Genomic DNA, 19,657 nt, shown 5'->3' on the forward strand with positions numbered 1-19,657 from the left:
GAAATTGTAGAGGCCCGCTTTGCAGGTGTGACAGCGGTAGTCCGTGCGCCTGCCTCGGCGGCAGACGAGCCAGCAATGTCAGAGCCCGTCGTCCTCCTTGGCAGGGTCCCTTCGGCGGCGTTAGCTCCACCCCCGATCGGATCTTCGGCTCCGCCTCCGGCGGTTGCCGCCATTTGTGGGTGCGGCTACTTCCTGGCCCCAACACAGATGCTCGATCAAACAGCAGCCACTCTGGCGCATGTGCATTTGATCGGCCAGTTGCAAGGCACTCAAGTGTCCGGCGGGGCGAATTTCGTGTTGACCAGCCAGACCAGTGTCATGGGAGCTTCGGTCAGCGCCGATATGTCCACACAGAACGTTGCTCCGATCAAGGATTGGGCGTTGGTAGGAGGTCAGACTGGCCTCCCGACAGCGCCCGGCCCAATCGGAACTCTGTCTGGTTCGGTTACGACTGCAACGCAGGATATTACCGCAAGGGCCTCACCAGCGACCACAACGACATCGTCCAATCTCGCGGCCGCCGCGGCAACGTCCACAAACCCGATCGTTCTTGAGAATCAAAAGCAGGGCACCCCGCAGAGTGTGTGGGATATCGACGGCGCTGGCAGTTCGAATATCGAAGGTTTTGCCACCGACATCAGCGTCGATAATGGCAGCAGAGTTGACTTCAAGATCAATACGAACTCATCAAACTACCGGATCGAGATCTATCGCCTCGGCTACTACGGCGGCATGGGTGCTCGGTTGGTCACCACGATCCAGCATACGGGCGTACAAAATCAGCCTGCGCCGCTGCGCGACGCGGCCACCGGCCTGGTCGATGCCGGCAATTGGTCTGTCTCCGCATCCTGGGACATCCCGGCGGATGCAGTGTCCGGCGTCTATATCGCAAAACTCGTGCGCCAGGACGGCGTTGAAGGAGCCAATCATATCCCCTTCATCGTGAGGGATGACAGCAGCACCAGCGACATCATCTTCCAAACCTCGGACACGACCTGGCAGGCCTATAATGGATGGGGCGGCGCAAATTTCTATGGCGGCAATGGTCCCGCGACGGGTCAAGGTGGAGGACGCGCCTACGCGGTGAGTTACAATCGCCCGATTGCCACCAGGGGCAGCGTAGGCACTGCTTCCGGTCCGCAGGACTATCTCTTTGGCGCCGAGTACTCGGCGATCTACTGGCTGGAGCAGAACGGCTACGATGTCTCCTACATGGCAGGAGTCGATGTAGACCGTTACGGCAGTCTGCTTCTTAACCACAAAATGTATCTCGATGTTGGTCACGACGAATACTGGTCGGGGCAGCAACGCGCCAATGTCCAGGCGGCCCGTGATGCCGGCGTGAATCTGTCGTTCTGGAGCGGCAACGAGATGTATTGGCGCACGCGCTGGGGCAACAGCATCAGCAGCGACGCCACCGCCTACCGCACCTTGATTTCCTACAAGGAGACCTGGTCGCCGTCAGCGTCGATCGATCCAAGCAACGAGTGGACCGGGACGTTCCGTGATCCGCGCCTCAGCCCGCCGGCGGTCGGCGGTGGCATTCCGGAAAATGCCTTGATCGGACAGATGTTCCAGGTCGATGATGTCGGCGCCAATAATGGCGACGCCTTGCAGGCAATCACAATTCCCTACGACGACGCCAACCTGCGCTTCTGGCGCAACACCAGCGTTGCAAATCTTCAGCCTGGACAGACTGCGACGCTGACCGATAACTATCTCGGCTATGAGTGGGATGAAGCGCCCGACAACGGATTCGATCCCGCCGGACTGGTCCGGCTGTCCTCGACGACGCTTCCAGTCAATACCTATCTACTTGACTACGGTAACACAACCGGGGCCGGCGTCTCGACCCATAACCTGACGCTCTATCGCGCGCCGAGTGGTGCATTGGTATTCGGGGCCGGCACGGTCTACTGGTCGTGGGGCCTGAGCGACAACCACGACCTGGTACCAACTCCCAGCGACCCACGCGTGCAACAGGCGATGGTCAATCTTCTGGCTGACATGGGTATTCAGCCGGGGACGCTTCAGTCAGGCCTGGTCGCCGCTACCGCCTCTACTGACTCCACCGCTCCAACCTCCACCATCAATCCTATAGCAAGCTTCAGTGCGGGAAGTGTGGTCACGATTTCCGGCACGGCATCGGATCTGGGTGGCGGCGTGATCGGCGCCGTGGAGGTATCAACAGACGGCGGCGTGAATTGGTTTAATGCAACCGGTGACGAGAACTGGACCTATACCTGGTCGCCCCAGGTCGCCGGCACCTACACCATCAAGAGCCGTGCGGTCGACGATTCCATCAATCTGGAAACGCCTTCAGCAGGTCGCACGGTAGTCGTCACCGCTCCGTCTTACATTTCGCTCTTCTCGGGCTCGTCAACTCCCGCCACCGTCAATACTGTGGACGCAAGCGCGGTTAATTTGGGTGTGAGGTTTCAAACCTCGGTGGCCGGCGCGGTAAGCGGAATCCGCTTCTACAAGAGCAGCCAGGATACAGGCACACACCGGCCAGCTCTGGTCAAGCACCGGTACCTTGCTGGCAACCGCCACCTTTACGAACGAAACGGCGTCCGGCTGGCAGAGCGTGACCTTCTCCAATCCGGTCACGCTGACGGCGGGTGCCACCTATGTCGCCTCCTACCACACGAATGTGGGCCACTACTCCTCCAGCGTGAACTACTTCACCAGCAACGTGACGAGCGGTCCACTGACCGCTCTCGCCAATGGAAATGGCGTCTATACCTACAGCGGTAACGTCGCGTTCCCGACAAGCACGTTTCAGTCAACGAATTTCTGGGTTGACGTGATGTTCAATACTTCCACCGTCAACAACCAGCCGGTGGCAACGAATGATACCGGGCCAATTCTGACCCAAAATTTGGCCTCGACAATCGCGGCGTCGTCCTTGACCGCCAATGACAGCGATCCCGATGGCGATGCGTTAAGCATCATAGGAGTGGGCGCGCCGACGAACGGCACCGTCGTCCTCAACACCCAGCCCAATCCCCAGAACAACACCATCACGTTCACGCCCACCGCCGGGTATACCGGTCCGGCGAGCTTCAGCTACACGGTCTCAGACGGACGTGGCGGGACGGCGACGGCCAATGTCAGCTTGACGGTAGTGCCGCCTGGAGCGGCTCCGGTCAGCCTGTTTAGCGCGTCGGATACACCCGCGCAGACCAACCTTAATGACGGAGCCCAGCTCGAAGTTGGGATGAAGTTCACGTCATCTGTGGCCGGCCAGATCACGGCTCTGAAATTCTATCGCAGTGCGGGCGACACTGGCACCGACGTCCTAAATCTCTGGACTGCAACGGGCGCCCTTCTCGGCAGCGCGACTTTTACCAATACGGCAGCCAGCGGCTGGCAAACCGTTACCCTGCCGTCCGCGGTTTCGATCGCCGCCAACACCACCTACGTTGCATCCTACCACACGACCGGCGCCTATGTGGCGACCAACAACTACTTCAACACGTCCGTCACAAACGGCCCCTTGACCGCACCTTCCACGGCGGCGATCGCCGGCGGCAACGGTGTGTATGCCTATGGCGGCACCAGCACAACCGGCATCTTCCCGACGAGCACCTATGGCGCCGCAAACTATTGGGTCGATGTGGTATTCACGTCGACCAGCATCAACCAGCCGCCGGTTGCCAACAACGATAGCGGTTACACCACCACGCAGAACACCGCGCTGGCGGTTGCGGCCGCGGCGCTGCTCGCCAACGACACCGATCCGGACGGCGGTACACTGACGGTCACGGGCGCGAGCGGTGCTGTCAACGGCACCGTCAGCTTCAACGCCCAGACCAACGTCGTCACCTTCACGCCGACTACCGGCTACACCGGCGCCGCGTCCTTCAGCTACGCGATCGCCGACGGACAGGGCGGCAGCGCCACTGCAACGGTCAGTCTGACCGTCAATGCGGCAGCCAACCAGCCGCCAGTCGCAAACAACGATAGCGGCTATAACGCCATACAGAATACGGCTCTGACCATTGCCGCATCGGCTCTGCTTGCCAACGACACCGACCCGAATGGCGATCCGCTGACCATCACGGGCGTGAGCGCTCCTGTCAACGGCACCGTCAGCTTCGACCCCCAGACCAATGTCGTCACCTTCACGCCGACTACCGGCTACACCGGCGCCGCATCCTTCAGCTATGCCATCTCGGACGGCCGTGGTGGCGCGGCAACGGCAACGGCAAGTTTGACAGTGAACACGCCGACGGTGAGCTTGTTCTCGAGTTCGAACACGCCGGCGGTTCTCTCGGACCCCGACACTTCCCAAGTCAATCTCGGCGTGCAGTTCACATCCTCCTCCGCCGGCAGCATTACCGGCATCAAGTACTATAAGGGACTAAATGATACCGGCACCCACACCGGCTCGTTGTGGAGCAGCACGGGTACCCTGCTTGCGACCGCGACCTTCACCAACGAAACAGCGAGCGGCTGGCAGACGGTGACGTTCAGCAACCCGGTATCAATCACCGCCGGAACCACCTACGTTGCAAGCTACCACAGCAATGGCCGCTACGCGTACACCAGCAACTACTTCACCACTGCGCACGTCAACGGACCGCTCACGGCACCCGCAGCCAACAACGGCGTCTACACCTACGGCACGGGAAACCTGTTCCCGACAAGCACCTTCAGCGCCACTAACTACTGGGTGGATGTGCTCTTCAGCCCCGCGAGCGGCGGTGCCAACCAAGCGCCGGTCGCAGCGAACGACTCCGGATTCAGCGTCACTCAAGGCTCCACGGTCACGATCGCAGCGTCTGCGCTGCTCGCCAACGACACCGATCCGGACGGCGATAACCTGACGATCACTGGCGTCAGCAATGCCGTCCACGGCACCGCAAGTTTCAACGCCCAGACAAACGCCGTTACTTTCACACCCGACTCCGGCTATACGGGACCGGCCTCGTTCACTTATGCCATTTCCGACGGCCGGGGTGGTTCGGCGAATGCGTCGGCCAGTCTGACGGTCAACCCGGCATCAGCGAGCGTCGTAAGCCTGTTCAGCTCCAATCCAACGCCAAGCCTGGTATCAGTTAACGATCCGAACTCAGTCGAGCTCGGGCTAAAATTCCAGGCGTCCAGCAACGGCGACGTCACAGGGCTGCGCTTCTACAAGGGCCCATCGAACACCGGTACCCATGTCGCGCATCTCTGGACCAGTACCGGCACCCTGCTCGCCACCGCCACCTTCACCAACGAGACGGCGAGCGGTTGGCAGCAGGTGAACTTCGCCACACCGGTGACGATCACTGCAGGAACGACGTATATTGCGTCCTATCACACGTCAGGAAACTACGCCGCCGATCCCGGCCTGTTTAACTCGGCGGTTACCAACGGACCGCTGACTGCACCATCGTCCGCCACGAGTGGAGGAAACGGCGTTTACGCTTACGGATCAGGCGCACTTTTTCCGACGAACAGCTTCAACTCCACGAGTTATGGCGTCGACGTTCTGTTCCGTCCGCAACTTGTGGCCTGACAGGGAGAATTTGCTCGCTTCATCGGGGCTTCGGCGACTTGGACCAAGTCCTCGATCGCCCGGCTCCGATGGACGTCTCGCTGCCGAACGGCATGTCAGATCGATGGATTGCTGCCAAACACTGAGGAGTTAGTTCACTCGTCGGGCCGTTCGGATTTCGGCCGAGATGCTTCAATGCCGTAAAGTCGTGCGGGAGAGCCGAAGGCCTTAGCTCCTGGTGGTATATCCCGATTGACCAGCGAGTTTGCGCCGATCACCGCTCTGTCACCTACCGTCACCCCCATCTGAATGACGGCATTTGGGCCGATGTAGACCCCGTGACCGATTTTTGTCGGCGCGTAGTCGACCGGCTTCGCTCCAAGCGAGATCGAGCGATTCACGGTGTTGTGTGTGTAGATCTGAACACCAGCGGAAATGGAGCACCAATCGCCGATCTCAAGACCCCCACCCGATCCATCCAGAAGGCAGCCCGGGCCGATCCAGGTATTTCGACCAACGATGACGTCACTCAGGACGAGCACATTATCATACATCGTCGTGCCCTCTCCGAACCCATAGGCAGCAGCATTGTCATGCCGTTCGGAAAGCAAATCCGCGATTGACACTCTTCGATTGAACTGTCGTTTCTTGCGAGCTGCAAGAAGTTGAAAAAAGCGCCGACAGAGCGCCAACCATTCGTCAGCCTGTTCTTCGGTGATTCGATGATCAAACCTTGAGTCCATGGGCTTCTGCGCTCTCCGCCTACGCATGAATGGGATCTCGACCTGAAACTACGCGTTCTGGCATGTCATGGGAATGGCGAAGTTGCCGGTCGTTGCACTTGGCGTCACAGCCCCTGGTGACCTGTCAAAAGAATTCGTCTTCCTGCGTATCCTTAACCGGCCAAAGTTTTCCGAACGCGCGGCAGCCCTTCCACTGAGGGATGCTTTTCGTCAATCCTGGACCTCCCAAGGAAATAGCTCTACGGCATCGACGTTAGTGGATTGCGACAACTTCGCAGCCAAGAACGGGGCGAGCTTCTCTGCGATCCTCTGCCGGTCAACTGTATCTCGCGACCGATCGCCTCGGAATACAGACGCTGCATATGGTGTTACGCGGCATCCTGCATAGGACTTGGCCGGACTCTGTTGTTGCGGGCACCAAGAGGGCTTGCCCATCCCAAGTGACATGGTCGAACAACCAGTGAATCACATTAAATATCTCCAATTTAATGTGAGATATTATATTGCGGCAATTTTCTCGGCAAGCTATCATTTAAATATATTATATTATCATTTAAAATTAAGAGCTTGTCTATTTTATGCTCGAAGAGCTCCTTGTCATTATTGGCTTGGAAGTGGTTCTACTCGTTTCGATCGCAGCGATGACGTTTCATCATAGGCGAATGGATGTGCTTAGTGGACGCTACTTTGCAAAAGATCAAAGCGATCACATGACGCCTGATTCGGGCATCGAGCGGCTCGAGTGCGAGCAAACGGCACGGCAGAAGGACGTGCTGACACCTCCGCTCGACGAGAGGTCAAAACCGCCTCTGCCCCGTAGCTCCGAACCGACACGTATTCGGGAGTTGTGGCGCTCTTGCATTCGCCGCCTTGCAGCCGCCCAGGTCTCGGCGCCGGCGGGTCGAGCTTGGGGTTCGCGGCGCGCGCAATCCATGTCGAAGGCTGACGTCTCGACCAGGGCGCTTGGCCAGGGCAACCAAACGCGCGCGGCACTCCCTGAAGGTATCAGAATATATGCGGTGGGCGACGTGCACGGCCGCTCCGATCTTCTGGAGAGGCTGCTGGCGGCCATCGACGCCGACTGCAAACAACGTCCGGCCCCCCGCCCAATTACCGTCTTTGTCGGTGACTATATTGACAGAGGACCCGACTCGCGAAATGTGCTCGATTTGCTGCTACGATGGCAGCAGTGCCACGAAGCAATCTTCCTTCGCGGAAACCATGAAACATTCCTGCCGCGTTTCCTCGCCGATCCACGCAGCTTGGACGAATGGCGACAGTACGGCGGTCTCGAAACCCTGCTTTCGTATGGTCTTAGACCGAGCATCAATCCTGATCGAGACGAACAGACCATGCTGGCGACCGAGTTCGCGGAAGTTCTTCCGCGAGAGCATCTCGATTTTCTGCAATCGCTCGACTTGACGTTTAGCTGTGGCGATTTTCTCTTCGTCCATGCCGGCGTTCGTCCCGGCGTTCCAATCCACGAGCAGACCGAGAATGATCTGCTGTGGATTCGTGACGATTTTCTCAACTGCGAACAGCCGTTCGAACGATTTGTGGTGCACGGCCATACACCAGTGAACGAGCCCGATCTGCGGCTGAACCGGCTCAATATCGACACAGGAGCTTACGCAACAGGGCGGCTTACCTGCGTCGTCATCGAGAACACTGCTATTATCCAGTTAGCCAGTGACGAGTTGGACGCAACGCTCAGCGCTCCTTCAATGCGTGCTGCGCCTGATCCTGCAAGGGCTTGAGCAGATAGGACAGCGCGGTTCTCGACGGCGTCTTGATAAAGACCTCGACCGGCATACCTGGCACCACCTTGGCCGATCCGAGCTTTGCCAGTTCCTCGGGCTTGAGCAGAACGCGAGCCGTGTAATAGCTCGCGCCAGTTCGCTGCTCCTGCGTGAGGTCTGCGGAGACCACCGCGACCTCCCCGTCAATCTCGGGGGTCGTCTTCTGATTGAAGGTCGCGAACCGGAGCGTCGCCAGTTGCCCGACATAGACCTGATCAATTTCGCGGGGAGCAATCTTGACCTCAATTGCGAGGGCGTCGGCGTCCGGCACGATAAGCATAATCTGCTCGCCCGGGGCGATCACGCCTCCGACAGTATGGACCGCGAGCTGGTGAACTCGGCCGGACTGAGGCGCTCGGATGTCGATGCGATTGAGCTGGTCCACCGCCGCGATCTTTCGTTCAGCAAGTTCGGACAGCTTTGAGCGGGTTTCGATCAAATCCTTGCCGACCTCGGTTCGCAAATCCTGATCGATTTGGATGATCTGAAGCTCGACCTCGGCGATTTTTCCCTTTGCCTGCGCGATCATCCCGGCCAGTTGACTACGCTCGCCCTCCAGACGAGCGCTGTCGCGCTCCAGCGCGTTGAGACGGGCGATCGGGACGAGATTCTTCTGCCAGAGGCCACGAACTCCCTCCAGTTCCCCGAGGATGAAATTGACTTCTTTCTGCTTGGCCTCGGCTTGTCCTGTATAGCCCTTGATCTCATCCTGAAGCTGCGCTCGTCGCTCCTTGAGCTGAGACTTCTGCCCGTTCCGCGCCTGGCCGCGAAGATCGAATAACGCGCGTTCGGCAGCGATGGCTCGCCCGGCTTCGGAACGGCTGTCTTTCATCCTTTCCAGCAGCGCCTTTGGAAACGCAATCTCGTCGACGCTGTCCCGTTCCGCTTCGAGGCGAGCCTGGCGAGCGAGCAGTTCGTCGAGGCTCTTGGTGACGATCGTCGCGTTAGCAAGCGTCTGTGTTTCATCGAGACGAATTAGTATGTCACCCGCATTAACCTTGTCTCCGTCTCGGACCCGCAGTTCGCCTACAATGCCGCCAGTGCCATGCTGAACTTTCTTAACGCTCGAATCGACTACGACGACGCCTTGTCCGATCACGGCGCCTGACAACTGCGAAGTCGCCGCCCAGCCACCGATTCCAAACGTCACGAACGCCGTCATGATGATTCCAACGACAATGTACCGCTGAATCGAGTGCAGCGCCGGGGTTATCGCGCTGTCCATCTCGCGCCTCCCTGGTGGCTGTCCGCCACCACTTTGAGCGGCACAGGTGTCCGCAGCACGGTCCTGAGAACCTCCTCTTTCGGACCAAACGACTGCACTCTTCCATCGCCCACTACCAATACCTGATCGACGCCTTCAAGCGCTTTTGGACGATGGGCAACCACTACGACGATGCCACCGCGGTTACGCACGCTAGCGATAGCCTCGGTGAGAGCTGCTTCCCCCTCTGCATCGAGATTTGAGGTCGGCTCGTCAAGCACCACCAGGAAGGGATTGCCGTAGAAGGCGCGCGCAAGTCCAATCCGTTGTCGCTGGCCAGCGGACAAGGTCATTCCGCCCTCACCAACCTGCGTACTATAGCCCTCCGGGAATGAAAGGATGAGATCATGCACACCTGCAATCCGTGCCGCTTCCAGGACAGCGTCCGGAGTAGCTTTTAGATCAAATCGCGCAATATTGACGGCGATGCTGCCGTGGAACAGTTCGATATCCTGCGGCAGATAACCGATATGTCTGCCCAATGCTTCCGAGGACCACTGATCCAGCGCAGCGTTATCGAGCTTGATCTTACCGCGAAGCCGTGGCCAGACACCGACAAGCGCACGAGCCAACGTCGACTTGCCGGCCCCGCTCGGCCCAATGATTCCGACGGCCTGTCCCTTTCGCATCTGGAACGAAACGTCACTAAGGATCAACTTCTCTGAATCCGGCGCCGCGACATAGAGCTGCTCCACGACAAACGCCTCGGTCGGCGCCGGCAGCGCGAGCGGCTCCTTCTCCTTGGGCAGGAGTTCAAGCAACTGATCCAGCCGTTGTCCGGACTGACGTGCGGCGACGAATCCTTTCCAGTTGGCGATCGCCGTCTCTACCGGAGCAAGTGCCCTGGCCGTCAGGATCGATCCAGCAATGATGATGCCTGCCGTGGATTCCTGATTGATGACAAGGACCGCGCCAACGGCGAGGACCAGAGACTGGAGAAACGAACGAAGGATCTTGGAAAGCCCACCGAGTCCGCTCGCCACATCACTCGCGCTCTCGTGCGCCGCAAGGTATTTTGTATTGATGGACTGCCAGCGTTGCGCAGCTTGCCGCCTCATGCCCATGGCCTGGAGAACTTCGGCGTTTCGTCGCCCCTCTGCAGCGAGCGCGCTGCGTGAAACCGCCAATCGCGAAGATGCCTTCGCCGGCCCGCGCGTTCGCATCTCGGTCGCAACCGTTATGGCGACCAGCAGCAGTCCGCCTATTAGTGCGGTTACGCCGATCCAGAAATGAAAAAGAAAGCAGATGCCGAGATAAATTGGCATCCACGGCAGGTCAAACAGCGCGATCGGCCCGCCTCCCGAAAGAAAGCTGCGGACCAGATCAAGATCCCGCAGCGGCTGCATACCGTCACCATCGCCGCGCGTTTTCAGCGGAAGACGAACCAGTGAATCGAATACGCGCACCCCGAGCCTTTCGTCGAAGTAGCGTCCAATCCGCGCGCTGATCCTGTTTCGGACCAGATCCAGGCCGCCCTGAAATGCGTAGAGCACCGTTGCAAGCAACAAGAGCGCGACCAGGGTCGGTATGCTGCGGCCCGGCAGCACCCGATCGTAAACCTGAAGCATGAAGAATGAGCCGGTGAGCATAAGAAGGTTGCTCAGACCACTGAACGCTGCCAGAGCCCAGAATATCCGGCGGCACGACCCCAAGAAGACCGATATTTCGGATCGCGGCTCGTCGTAATCTTGCGCCGAGCGCCAGCGCGAGAACAGGCGCTGTCGAATGCCTTCGACCACCCGCTCTGCCCATTGAGTCAACTCTGAAATGCGCAAGCGCGAGCGCGTACGTTCCGCCAGAATCCCCAGGGCGGCGACAAATACCGCCCAATTCGATACTTCTATCTGCGCTAACTTCTCAGACGGGAGGATTACCCCCCGCCGTCCGAAATCAGTCATGGCACTTGCCCCTTGAACCATGCCCTTATTGAGGTGATATCCCCAAGGCCGATTAAATACCAACTCCGTTTTACAACCATTGCTTAGGCGAAGTGGAAGTCCTGACCACTCAGCGCACTCAGCTTGGTATTCTTCAGCGTGAGTGTATCGCTTCCGGTGGAAATGACGATATCCTGACCAACTTGGCTCGCGTGCGAGAGAACGCTCGCAAAGTTGTCGAATACGTTCTTGCTGAACTGGATCGTGTCTTGCACAGTTCCGCTCGCCACGAAATCCTTAATGACGTCGCGGCCGAAATTTGCGGCAAACACGAAAGTGTCGGCCTGACCGCCGCCAACCAGGATGTCATTACCTGAGGTGCTCTTCAGCGTGTTGCTGCCTGTCGAGCCAAGAAGCGCGCTGCCTGAAGTACCAACGACCTGGCCGCTGCTATCGATCTGCTTGGCAGTGTACGTATGTACAGCGTCGGATACGGCGGACGACGTCTTGAATGACCAGGTGCCGTCGGCAGCCGTAGTTACCGTTCCCAGCGATGCGTTGCCATCGTACAGCTTGATCTGACTGTTGGCATCGGCAACGCCTTTGATCGTGACGATGCCGCTCCAGTCCTTGTACATCGTGGTCAAACCGACAGACGCACCCGCACTAGAAGCACCAATTACACCGTCGCCATTCAGGTCCTGGTGGAAAGTCGTCTCCAGCGACTTCAGCGCGGTGCTGCTGCCCGACGAAACACCGATGGCATTGGATGTGAAGTTGCCGTTGCTGTCAGTGGCCCACACAAGATACTGGTCCGCATCATTGTATTTCCACGCGACTTGATATCCGCTTGACGTCTGCTCGGTACCGATCGGCGTCCACGCACCAAATTGACCGGCAGTCACCGCTGCGCCGTTGAGCTTCAGCGAGGGCCCCGTGCCTCCAGCCACAGGGTCAAGGAAGTAGTTGGCACCGGTCCCAATCAAGGTCGTCGAGCCGTACGACTCGATGACCGCCGTTGGCACACCAATCGTGCCGTCGCCGTTCAGATCCTGATGGAAGCTCGTCTCTATCGACTTCAGCGCGGTGCCGCTGCCCGATGAAACGCCGATGGCATTGGATATGAAGTTGCCGTTGCTGTCAGTGGCCCACACAAGGTACTGGTCTGCGCCCGTGTATTTCCACGCGATTTGATATCCGCTTGCCGTCTGCTCGGCACCGATCGGCGTCCACGCACCAAATTGACCAGAGACCACCGCTGCGCCGTTGAGCTTCAGCGACGGTCCGGTGCTTCCAGCCACAGGATTAAGGAAGTAGTTGCCCCCAATATTGACGGTGCTGGTTGAGCCAAAAGTCTCGATGACCGCCGTTGGCACACCGATCGTGCCGTCGCCGTTCAGGTTCTGATGGAAACTCGTCTCCATCGACTTCAGCGCGGTGCTGCTGCCCGACGAAACGCCGATGGCGTTGGATATGAAGTTGCCGTTGCTGTCAGTGGCCCACACAAGGTACTGGTCTGCACCCTTGTATTTCCACGCGATTTGATATCCGCTAGCCGTCTGCTCGGCACCGATCGGCGTCCACGCACCAAATTGACCAGAGACCACCGCTACGCCGTTGAGCTTCAGCGAGGGCCCCGCGCCTCCAGCCACAGGGTTGAGGTAGTACTTGTCACCACTCTGAACGAAACTCGTCGTGCCAGCCGACTCTATCTGCGTAGTTGGCGCTGACGACGACCCACTGATCACGCTGCTGATCGACTGCGATGCGGTGCTCACATTGCCGGCCACGTCCGTTGCCTTGACCGTCAGCGCATGAGTGCCGATTGACAAGGCATTCGTCGTGACGCTCCAAGCCCCGCTCGAGTTCGTCGTTCCCGTTCCGACCACCGTGTTCCCGTCGTAGATCGTGACCTTGCTGTTGACCTCGGCGGTCCCGGACAGCTTGACCTGGTTGGCATTGACGATGGAATTGCTGCTCAGGACCGGGGCAGTCGGCGCTACCGTATCCACCGTCATGGTCACCGCAGCAGACGCGGCACTGGTCTGGCCGCTTGAATTGGTCGCAGTCGCGGTCAGCACATGTTTCGCGTTGCTCAGGACCGAGGTGATGTAATCCCAGCTTCCCGTCGAACTGGCGGTCGCGGTACCGATCTGGGTCGAGCCGTCGTAGATCTTGATGGTGCTATTGGCGGCCGCCGTGCCCTTGAGCTGGAGCGTATTGTCGCTGGTGATGCCATCGCCGGCCACGCCGGTGTCGTTCGAGAACGACGCGATCGTCGGTGCGGAAGGCGCGGTGGGCGTCGAAGGCGGGGGCGGCGCCGAGGTTGGGTAAGGCGTCGGGTCGGTGTTGTTGTTCCATTGGACATTGTTGCGAATGGTCGGGCTCGAGTTCGTGACCGAGATATAGCCGTAGTACCCTCGGTCGAGGTAGTTGTTCTCGATCAGAACATTGGTGATGGCACCGTTCGATGTTGAGGCATCCGTGTACATCGTGAACGACGGGTCACCGAGCATCAGGTTGTCTCTGACGATGACATCGTTGATGGGGCCAAAGTCGTTCTTGATAAAGACGGCGGCCGTGCCGCCGTTACTGGGTACGGAAATCGTATTGTGCTCGACCACCACATGGTTTTGGCGGCCCAGGAGGGTGACGCCATCGTAGTGCGGATCGGCGCTGCCGTAGAATAAGTCGTGGATATAGTTGCTACTGACGGTGCTCGCGCCGTCCGTTAATTGGATGCCAATCGAGACATGCCGAATGTCGTTGCCGACAAACGTTCCGGAGCCGAGAATGCCCGAGTTGGTTAAGTTGCCTCCGATGATATCGCAGTACTCAACCCGAAGGTTGGGCGCGTCCTCGCCCTCGATGCCCCACCAACCATTACTCTGGATGATGCAGTTACGGATCGTTACGTTCGCAGCGTCGATGGTAAGTTGGCCGTTAATGACCATGTTCTCGATAATGGTGCCGTCCCTCGTGATGTTCATCGGCCCCGTGTAGGGGGTGAGCGTCACGCCAGCCTTTACGCCAGCAGTCGTCGCGTCCGGCATGCCGAAACGGGCAGGATCAACGATACCAGTCATGTGAATCTCCCCTTTTGCACGGCGGTAGGATGTTGACTCACGGCGCGCGACAGATGCATGGCTACGTGATTAGGCTGGTAATCCAACGGGGAAGGCTTTTTTGAGACCTTAAGTGGGCTTAGCCGGGATCATTTTTGTTCTCTTCGATCGTTTGCTTGCCTTCGCGGCGTCGAAAAACGGGTGCCCGCACGACTAAACCCCAGAGATATTTACGCTTACGGGATTTGTGGGAATTGTGGCGCGCCAATCGCGCACAAACAGCATTCGCGACGGTGGCGTTACACTGAAACGAAGCTCTTGGCTGCGACATTGGAGTATCGAGATTCTCGCGGCTTAGTAAAGCTGATAATATTGACGCTTTCGGCACTCGTTGATCCGGCACACGCAACATAAAAGCTGCGCTTTAAAAATTGTTTCGCGGAATATTTCTCATTCTATTTAATCGACAGATCTCACTATTTCATCGACAGATCTGACCAGATCGAGGCGGGCTGGTGAACGGTAAGTAATTTAAATTGTCGTATTTAATATTAATTGCCGAAGCGATTGACTGTATACCTATTAAATATGCGCGATCATTTCCGTTTGGCCGTGCCTCCAGGTGTTCGACATCTGACAATTTCCCTCATCGGGCATAGGCGCATCTATAGAAATATCCCATCATCAGATTTCCATGGTTTGGCCGCCCAGGAGAGTGACGCCGCCATCGTAGTGCGGATCGGCGCTGCCGTAAAATAAAATAAGTCGTGGAGCGTTGGCACCAGACCCTGAAGAGCCGCATCCTGCTCAACAACGACTATCTGCCAGGTGATCTCGAACGGCAGATCGACGCTTTCGTCGCGCACTATAACCACGTGGGCTATCACGACAGCCTCGACAACCTAACTCCGGCCGAGGTTTACTTCGGGAGAGCTGAGACAATCCTCGCAAGAACGCCTGCACATCAAGCGTGCCACTATTGCAAACCGTCGCTTGCAGCATCAGCCGCAGGCCGCCTAAACTCTAACCCTGATGAGCCAGAGCCTCCATTCTCGAAATGCCTGTGCGGGGAACTGGAATCCGTATCCGCAGATACGCCAAGCAAAAGGGCCATCATCTTTTTGGGTACGGGATGGGCTCTCTTTGGTTATCCCATTGGATATTGTTGCGGATGGTCGGCTTCGAATTCTCGACCGCGATGTAGCCGTAAGACCCGCGCTCAATGTAGTTGTTCTCGATCGCGACGTTGGTGATAGCGCCGTTTGGTGTCACGGCGGCCACGTACATCGCATACGACGGATCGCCGTAGATCAGGTTGTTCCTGACCACCACATCGTTAATGGGGCCAAAGTCGTTCTTGATAAAGACGGCGGCCGTGCCGTGGTCATTGGGTAAGGAAATCGTATTGTGCTCTATTACCACATGATTTTGGCGGCCTAGAACGGTGATGCCGTCATAGTGCGGATCGGCGACGCCGCTCGCCAAGTCATGGATGTAGTTATCTCGAATCGTGCTGGCGCCATCGGTTGTCTGTATGCCAATCGTAACGCCCCGAATGTCGTTGCCGACGAACGTTCCCGATCCGAGGATTGCCGAATTACTGGCCGCCCTGGCGCCCGGGCCGATGATGTCGCAATTCTCGATACGAAGGTTGGCTGCTCCCTCACCTTCGATGCCCCACCATCCAAAATTCTGAATGATACAGTTTTTAATCGTGACGTTCGCTGCCTTAACTGAAAGCGTTCCGTTGATGATGACGTTCTTGATCACTGCGCCCGGCGTCGTGATGGTCATTGGGCCACTATAGTTCGTCAGGGTAACGTCAGCCGGGACACCCGCCGTATCCGCGGTAGGCAGGCCGAAGCGAGTTGGATCGATGATGCTTCCCGCCTGGGGCGGTGGCGGGAGCTCGCCGCCCTTGTTTTCGCGCTCACGCCGCAACTCGTCCCGCTTTGGCCCAAGTCGCTTCTCACGTTCGAGCCGCAGCTCTTCCCGCTTAGGTCCAAGTCGCTTCTCGCGTTCGAGCCGCAGTTCTTCCCGCCGCTGTTCCAGCCGTTCACGAGTGGCGTTGACGCGAGATTGCCATTCCTCCGGGGACAGCTTGTTTGAATCACCTGTCGCGTGATCCTGCGCGAAGCACACGCTTGAAAAACCCGCGGCTAGGCAAGCCATGGCGACAAAAAACAGACTCCGGTTCATGCTTGTCCCGCCCTGCTGATCAGGATCGCGAACTAGCCCCATCCATCGTACCTGATCTTGATGATATGTTTGGCAGCCCGCCACTGTCTCGTATACGGAAATCGCATTGTGCTCTATTACCACATGGTTTTGGCGGCCTAGGACGGTGATGCCGTCATAATGCGGATCGGCGACGCCGCTCGCCAAGTCATGGATGTAGTTATCTCGAGATCGGGCTGGCGCCATCGGTTGTCTGTATGCCAATCGTAACGCCCCGAATATCGTGGGGGCGGTGGCGGGAGCTCGACGCCTTTGAAGTGCGGATGATTAAATTCCCAAGGAAATCCCGCCGCCATCGTTGGCGCTGTTTCGACTGAAGCCGCAAACAACGCGGCGATCAAGGCGCGAGGAGACTTTCGTTGAGAGCACAGTCCGTGACTTGTTTGCAGACAGTGGCAAGACCGGTCGGGCTTTGTTGAGGGCGACCACTGTACAACTGAAACCTCGTGAGGCCGTGGCCACTTTATCACCCTACCAAGCACGTTACTATATAAAGAATTAAGAGCTGGCAGTGCCCTTAATTTAATTGTTAAATACAACTACTGGGCAAAGATTAACCCCTAAATGTATTTTTCCGGGCGACAAGGCAGGAACGGAGTAGTAGATGGGCATTGATGTGGGTGTCTACGCCGGGTCACGGCGTTACCGGGATCTGGAGGGAACGATTCCCCGTGCTCCCCGGCGACACGCCATCGGTGCGGATCGGTCGGGCAAGAAGAAACTACCTTGGCCCGTTCGTCTTTTCTTGGCCTCCTTGGTCCTCCCTTGGGTTGTGACAGTCGGTCCTGTCTCGCTGTCCATCTCCCGCGTGATCCTACTCGCGATGGTCCTTCCCTGCCTGGTCAAGTGGATCGGCGGCGCGTCAGGACGGATACGCGCCTCCGACATAGCCCTGCTGCTGTTCTGCCTCTGGAGCGCACTGAGCCTACTCGTGGTCCAAGGCCCGATAGACGCCGTGCAGCCGGCCGGCATCCTGTTTGTTGAAACGATGGGCGCCTATCTTGTGGCCAGATGCTACATCCGGGACGCCGACGACTTCTTCAACATGGCACGCATGCTGTTCTGGATCGTGGCGCTTCTCTTTCCGTTCGCGCTCTCGGAGGCACTGACCGGACGCAATTTTCTCCTGGAACTTTTCGCAGCCATTCTTCCGTCCTATGCGGACGCCGGCAACGATATGCGTGCGGGTCTTCGGCGAGCCCAGGTCGTTTTCGAGCATGCGATCCTGTTCGGCATCTGCGCCGGTAGCGCTCTCCCTGACCCATCTGGTCCTGGGCCACCGCATTCCGCTGTTTCAGCGGTGGCTGAAGACTGGGCTCGTTGGAGCAACGGCTTTGCTATCATTGTCATCGGCCCCAATCGCGGCCATCGTCGTGCAGGCGGCGTTGATGATGTGGGGCGCGCTCTTTAGGAAGAGCCCGTACTGCTGGAAATTTCTCTGGTGCCTGTTCCTGGCAGCTTATCTCGCCGTCGTATTCGGCTCCAATCAGACCCCGGCCCAGTTCTACATTTCACACTTTACCTTCGACCCGGCCACAGGCTGGCATCGCCTACTGATCTGGGAGTTCGGTTCTGCTTCGGTTCTGAATCATCCGCTTTTTGGCACTGGATTTGGCGATTGGGTGCGATCTAGCTGGATGTCGACAAGTGTCGACATGTTTTGGCTCCTAACTACTATGAGGTTCGGCATCCCGGGTGGCCTTCTGATGGTATTGTCCTTCTTCGCGGTGTTTCTCGGCGTGAGCTTCAGGAAGGGCCTGGACGACCGGCTGATCGCCTATCGAACTGCTTATCTGATTATGATGACGGCGTTCTTCCTAGTGGGCTGGACAGTCCACTACTGGGGAACGGCTTATCTTTGGTTTATATTTCTTCTTGGCAGCGGGGTATGGCTGCTGGACGCGCGGATCGACGACGGTGTCCGATATCGTCTGGATCTTTCAGACGATCGGCGTCGAACTGCCCGTGAAAGGGGCGCGTTGCTCGGCGGGCCATCTTTGCCGGCCTCCAGACGCGGTATGGCTCTAGCGCAACGTCGTCAAAACTGAGGTCCGCTCCGGACTCGCCACGACGCCCAGATCAGCTTTGCCCGGGTCAAACCGTCCTTTCCGAGCAATCGCATGGCCAGTGCTTTCACCGCCTTTCTGCTTACCTCCCTGGCGAGGCGTGCCGGTTGCGCCACCAGGCGGTCAAGCATCCGCTCGTGCACACTTGCGTTTCGAACATCATTGATCAAGCCGGGAAACCGGTCGATATGAGACGAAGAGCTTACCCGCTTGCCGCGAATTCTGTTACTGACGTTCCGCCCATGAATAACCTGCAGCCACCCGGGCTCCCCGCCAATCTCAATTACGGGCATGTTCTCTCCGAGTAGATTGTGCCAGTTGGACCAACAGGTGATCGGAGACTCCCAGGTTTCCCGCACCGAGCAAAAGGCATTGCGAGGGTCCTTGAAGGTGTAGAGCGTGTTCTCACTCTTGATAAGGCCCTGTGCGATATAGAGCGCCGTTCTTTCCCCCTTTCGACCCGCCAATTGAATTCGATCGATGAAATCTGTCGCCAGACCGTCATCATTATCGAGATTGGTAGTAATGAGTTCGGCGCGCGGAGACCCAACAACGGTACGGATGTCGGCGCAGAGTTCCGCGCGACTCACGGAGGATCGAAAGAACGGCTGGTAGACGCCGAGAGGGCGGTGCTCTCGCATCCAGCGCATCAGCCATTCAGGGCTCTCGGGGTCAAAGTATATGATCCAATGGAACTCTTTATTGGTTTGGGAGCGGACAGACGGTAGACAGTATCTCTCGAATAGTTCCACGCGTTGTTGTAGCCAGCCATCCTCAGCCCGGATTATACTTTCGGCGCTTACGGAAGGCAGGTTAAACCGCGTTAGCAGAACGTGGTCGATGTTGGGTGTCATAGGTGCAGGCAATGGAACTGCTCCTGTCTTTGGCGCGCGGCAGGTGTTAATTTATTTAATTATGCCATTTTAAATTAACTCAAAGAACGGGAATAAACAAATAGAATGAAATCGGCGGACGATGTTTTTTCGTCGATTTCTAAAAATGCGGTTATGATTAAGCGTTAACTTGATCCGCTGGCCGCACCCTTGGCCAGCGACCGTAGTTTCGCGGGTCCAAGAGCCCGTCCCGTGTCACGACGGCACTCGCACCGACCTTTAGC

General features: G+C 57.9%; 9 protein-coding genes and 2 pseudogenes. 5 read left to right on the forward strand and 6 right to left on the reverse strand.

What is annotated here, in order from left to right; genetic code table 11:
• Window positions 1–342 precede the first annotated feature (342 nt).
• Window positions 343–5,509: pseudogene (locus ACFXS9_RS24665) on the forward strand (DUF4082 domain-containing protein).
• 134 nt (window positions 5,510–5,643) lie between these two features.
• Here ACFXS9_RS24665 and ACFXS9_RS24670 read toward each other — a convergent pair.
• The gene (locus tag ACFXS9_RS24670) at window positions 5,644–6,231 is read right to left on the reverse strand and encodes an acyltransferase (protein WP_392692952.1); all 588 of its coding nucleotides are present in this window, start codon (window positions 6,229–6,231) and stop codon (window positions 5,644–5,646) included.
• Window positions 6,232–6,809: 578 nt separating this feature from the next.
• On the opposite strand from ACFXS9_RS24670, the gene ACFXS9_RS24675 reads away from it, so the two are divergent.
• Window positions 6,810–7,988: a metallophosphoesterase family protein gene (locus ACFXS9_RS24675; RefSeq protein ID WP_392692954.1), complete on the forward strand. Its 1,179-nt coding sequence runs from the start codon at window positions 6,810–6,812 to the stop codon at window positions 7,986–7,988.
• On the opposite strand, the gene ACFXS9_RS24680 is transcribed toward ACFXS9_RS24675, so the two are convergent.
• The 3 genes from ACFXS9_RS24680 to ACFXS9_RS24690 form a co-directional block, all read right to left on the reverse strand.
• Entirely contained in the window at window positions 7,942–9,255 is a 1,314-nt protein-coding gene (locus ACFXS9_RS24680) for an HlyD family type I secretion periplasmic adaptor subunit (RefSeq protein ID WP_392692957.1), read from the reverse strand. The genes ACFXS9_RS24675 and ACFXS9_RS24680 overlap by 47 nt on opposite strands.
• The gene (locus ACFXS9_RS24685) at window positions 9,240–11,192 is read right to left on the reverse strand and encodes a type I secretion system permease/ATPase (protein WP_392692960.1); all 1,953 of its coding nucleotides are present in this window, start codon (window positions 11,190–11,192) and stop codon (window positions 9,240–9,242) included. The genes ACFXS9_RS24680 and ACFXS9_RS24685 overlap by 16 nt, the downstream gene beginning before the upstream one ends.
• A gap of 83 nt (window positions 11,193–11,275) precedes the next feature.
• Entirely contained in the window at window positions 11,276–14,257 is a 2,982-nt protein-coding gene (locus ACFXS9_RS24690; RefSeq protein ID WP_392692963.1) for an Ig-like domain-containing protein, read from the reverse strand.
• A 746-nt stretch (window positions 14,258–15,003) separates the two neighbouring features.
• Between ACFXS9_RS24690 and ACFXS9_RS24695 the strand changes: the two are divergent.
• Window positions 15,004–15,256 (forward strand): annotated as a pseudogene (locus tag ACFXS9_RS24695) (integrase core domain-containing protein); the annotation flags it as partial.
• 93 nt (window positions 15,257–15,349) lie between these two features.
• On the opposite strand, the gene ACFXS9_RS24700 reads toward ACFXS9_RS24695, so the two are convergent.
• A complete protein-coding gene (locus ACFXS9_RS24700; protein WP_392692965.1) occupies window positions 15,350–16,660 on the reverse strand; it encodes a right-handed parallel beta-helix repeat-containing protein in 1,311 nt (436 codons plus the stop codon).
• Between the two features lie 418 nt (window positions 16,661–17,078).
• Here ACFXS9_RS24700 and ACFXS9_RS24705 point away from each other — a divergent pair, with 418 nt between their 5' ends.
• Complete coding sequence (locus tag ACFXS9_RS24705; protein WP_392692968.1) at window positions 17,079–17,885, forward strand: hypothetical protein; 807 nt, start codon at window positions 17,079–17,081, stop codon at window positions 17,883–17,885.
• Window positions 17,848–18,522 (forward strand): hypothetical protein, encoded by a 675-nt coding sequence (locus ACFXS9_RS24710; RefSeq protein ID WP_392692970.1) that lies wholly within the window; start codon window positions 17,848–17,850, stop codon window positions 18,520–18,522. The genes ACFXS9_RS24705 and ACFXS9_RS24710 overlap by 38 nt, the downstream gene beginning before the upstream one ends.
• On the opposite strand, the gene ACFXS9_RS24715 is transcribed toward ACFXS9_RS24710, so the two are convergent.
• Window positions 18,513–19,394, reverse strand: a complete 882-nt coding sequence (locus ACFXS9_RS24715) for a glycosyltransferase (RefSeq protein ID WP_392692973.1) — start codon at window positions 19,392–19,394, stop codon at window positions 18,513–18,515. The two genes, ACFXS9_RS24710 and ACFXS9_RS24715, sit on opposite strands and share 10 nt — an antisense overlap.
• Window positions 19,395–19,657 lie beyond the last annotated feature (263 nt).

The sequence above is a fragment of the Bradyrhizobium sp. RDI18 genome (assembly GCF_043203335.1).
GTDB classification, from domain to species: domain Bacteria; phylum Pseudomonadota; class Alphaproteobacteria; order Rhizobiales; family Xanthobacteraceae; genus Bradyrhizobium; species Bradyrhizobium retamae.

What these genes read in the sequence shown, in the direction of transcription:
- ACFXS9_RS24670 (WP_392692952.1), bottom strand. Translation starts at nt 6,231, where the DNA reads ATGGACTCAAGGTTTGATCATCGAATCACCGAAGAACAGGCTGACGAA.
- ACFXS9_RS24675 (WP_392692954.1), top strand. Translation starts at nt 6,810, where the DNA reads ATGCTCGAAGAGCTCCTTGTCATTATTGGCTTGGAAGTGGTTCTACTC.
- ACFXS9_RS24680 (WP_392692957.1), bottom strand. Translation starts at nt 9,255, where the DNA reads ATGGACAGCGCGATAACCCCGGCGCTGCACTCGATTCAGCGGTACATT.
- ACFXS9_RS24685 (WP_392692960.1), bottom strand. Translation starts at nt 11,192, where the DNA reads ATGACTGATTTCGGACGGCGGGGGGTAATCCTCCCGTCTGAGAAGTTA.
- ACFXS9_RS24690 (WP_392692963.1), bottom strand. Translation starts at nt 14,257, where the DNA reads ATGACTGGTATCGTTGATCCTGCCCGTTTCGGCATGCCGGACGCGACG.
- ACFXS9_RS24700 (WP_392692965.1), bottom strand. Translation starts at nt 16,660, where the DNA reads ATGGCGCCAGCCCGATCTCGAGATAACTACATCCATGACTTGGCGAGC.
- ACFXS9_RS24705 (WP_392692968.1), top strand. Translation starts at nt 17,079, where the DNA reads ATGGGCATTGATGTGGGTGTCTACGCCGGGTCACGGCGTTACCGGGAT.
- ACFXS9_RS24715 (WP_392692973.1), bottom strand. Translation starts at nt 19,394, where the DNA reads ATGACACCCAACATCGACCACGTTCTGCTAACGCGGTTTAACCTGCCT.